The sequence below is a fragment of the Sanguibacter sp. 25GB23B1 genome, assembly GCF_040012415.1.
GTDB lineage: Bacteria > Actinomycetota > Actinomycetes > Actinomycetales > Cellulomonadaceae > Sanguibacter.
Map to the genome: position 1 here is coordinate 1 of NZ_JBDYKL010000066.1, position 2351 is coordinate 2351.

The 2351-nt window shown below is 74.0% G+C and carries 2 protein-coding genes; one reads left to right on the forward strand and one right to left on the reverse strand.

Features of this window, described 5'->3' with window-relative positions; all coding sequences use genetic code 11:
• Positions 1 to 92 precede the first annotated feature (92 nt).
• Positions 93 to 788, reverse strand: coding sequence for a demethylmenaquinone methyltransferase (locus ABKW26_RS19955; protein ID WP_348595835.1), 696 nt, complete (start codon positions 786 to 788; stop codon positions 93 to 95).
• A gap of 60 nt (positions 789 to 848) precedes the next feature.
• Between ABKW26_RS19955 and ABKW26_RS19960 the strand changes: the two genes are divergently transcribed.
• Complete coding sequence (locus ABKW26_RS19960; protein ID WP_348595836.1) at positions 849 to 2195, forward strand: isochorismate synthase; 1347 nt, start codon at positions 849 to 851, stop codon at positions 2193 to 2195.
• The last annotated feature ends 156 nt before the right edge of the window (positions 2196 to 2351 follow it).

Below are 2351 nucleotides of genomic sequence, written 5' to 3' on the forward strand. Positions count from 1 at the left end.
GCTCCCGTCTCGGACGGGAGCGGGCCTCTGTCGTGCGCCCTGTCGTGCGGGGCCGTGCGCCCTGTCGTGCGGGGCGCCGTCGTCCGAGCCGCTCAGACGGGTCGCGTCGCCCGGTGCAGCGCGACGATCCCGCCCGTGAGGTTCCGGTAGCCGACCTTGCCCCAGCCCGACTGGAGGAGCAGGCGGCCGAGCGCCTGCTGGTCGGGCCACGCGCGGATCGACTCCGCGAGGTACCGGTAGGAGCCCGAGTCCCTCGTCACGGCGCCCGCGACCTTCGGCAGCGCACGCATGAGGTACTCGGTGTAGACCGTGCGGAACGGCGCCCACGTGGGCTGGGAGAACTCGCAGATGACGATGCGCCCCCCGGGCCGTACGACGCGGAGCATCTCGCTGAGCGCTCCAGCGGTGTCGACGACGTTGCGCAGACCGAAGGAGATCGTCACGGCGTCGAAGGACGCGTCCGCGAAGGGCAGGCGTGTTGCGTCGCCCGCGGTGAACGGCAGGTCCGGGCGACGCTCCTTGCCGACGGCGAGCATCCCGAAGGAGAAGTCGCACGGGACGACCTTCGCTCCCGCGTCGGCGAAGGGTTCGCTCGACGTCCCGGTCCCGGCAGCGAGGTCGAGCACCGTCTCGCCCTCCTGAGCCCGCACCGCGCTCACCGTCGCCCGGCGCCAGTAGCGGTCCTGCCCCATGGAGATCAGGTCGTTCGTGAGGTCGTAGTGGCGCGCGATGCCGTCGAACATCGACGCGACCTCGGTGGGCTTCTTCTCCAGGCTGGCACGTGACATGCGTCAATGTTCTCACTCCTCGGCGCTGCCACGGCCGGCCGAGTCGTACGCTTGGAGGCGATGAGCTCCCAGCCGGATGCCGCGTTCCCGGGCGTCACACCACCGCCCGAGTCGGCGACCCTCATGGTCCGCACCACCCGGATCGACGACCTGCCGGACGACCCCGGCGCCCTGCTCGCCCTCCTGCCCGCCGAGGGCGCCCTCGCCTGGGTCCGGCGCGGCGACGGCCTGGCTGCCTGGGGCGAGGTCGCACGCATCGAGACGACGGGCGCCGACCGCTTCGCCGAGGCCGAGAGCGCGTGGGCCGCGCTGCGTGCCCGGGCCATCGTCCGCGACGAGCTCGGCCTCCCGGGCACGGGACCGGTCGCGTTCGGCTCCTTCGCGTTCGACGAGTCCTCCGCGGCCGGCGGCACCCTCGTCGTCCCCCGCGTCGTGGTCGGGCGCCGCGGGAAGGTCTCCTGGATCACGACGATCTCGACGGTCGAGGCCGTCCCGACCCTCGGCCCGGCCCCGACGCTCGCCGACGTGGTCAGCGCCGCCGGCGACGACACCCCGGTCACCGCGCCGGGGGCCGTCACGTACACGCAGGGTGCGGTCGACGACGACACCTGGATGGCGGCGGTCGAGGAGGCCGTCGTCCGGATCCGTGCCGGCCGTCTCGACAAGGTGGTCATGGCACGCGACGTCGTCGCACGGACCGAGCACCCCATCGACGTCCGGTGGCTGCTCACGCGCCTCGCCGACGCCTACGCGAGCTGCTGGACCTTCTGCGTCGACGGCATGGTGGGCGCCACGCCCGAGCTGCTCGTCCGCAGCGAGAAGGGCCTCGTGACGTCCCGCGTCCTGGCCGGGACCATCCGCCGCACGGGCGGCGAGGAAGCCGACCTCGCCCGCGCGGCTGTGCTCGCCCACTCCTCCAAGGACCTCGAGGAGCACGAGTACGCCGTCGCGTCGGTCGCCGGGGCCCTCGAGCCCTTCTGCCAGTCGCTCAACGTCCCCGAGACGCCGTTCGTCCTCCACCTGCCCAACGTGCTCCACCTCGCGAGCGACGTCACGGGCGTGCTCTGCACGACGAACGGCTCCGGGCAGACCCCCTCCAGCCTCAGCCTCGCCGCGGCGCTGCACCCCACGGCCGCGGTCTGCGGCACGCCGACCGCGGCCGCGAACGACCTCATCCGCGAGATCGAAGGCCTCGACCGTGCGCGCTACGCGGGACCGGTGGGCTGGCTCGGCGGCGACGGGGACGGCGAGTGGGGCATCGCGCTGCGCTCCGGCGCGCTCGACCCGCAGGACCCCCGCCGGGTCCGGCTCTTCGCGGGCTGCGGCGTCGTCGCGGCGTCCGAGCCTGGCGCCGAGCTCGCCGAGACCGAGGCCAAGCTCGAGCCGATGCGCCACGCGCTGGGCTGACGTGGGATTCCTCGTGCTCGGCCGCAGGATCGGCGCGGGCTCGGGCGGTGTGTGGCCGGACGAGGTCAACCACGCCTCGTGAGCGCGCCACAGCAGACGCGACGACGCCGCAGCCCGCGAAGAGCCGGACCCGGCGGGGGTCCTGCGGGTCGCTGT

Excerpts from the sequence above, each read along its gene's own strand:
- ABKW26_RS19955 (WP_348595835.1), bottom strand. The coding sequence starts at position 788 with ATGTCACGTGCCAGCCTGGAGAAGAAGCCCACCGAGGTCGCGTCGATG.
- ABKW26_RS19960 (WP_348595836.1), top strand. The coding sequence starts at position 849 with ATGAGCTCCCAGCCGGATGCCGCGTTCCCGGGCGTCACACCACCGCCC.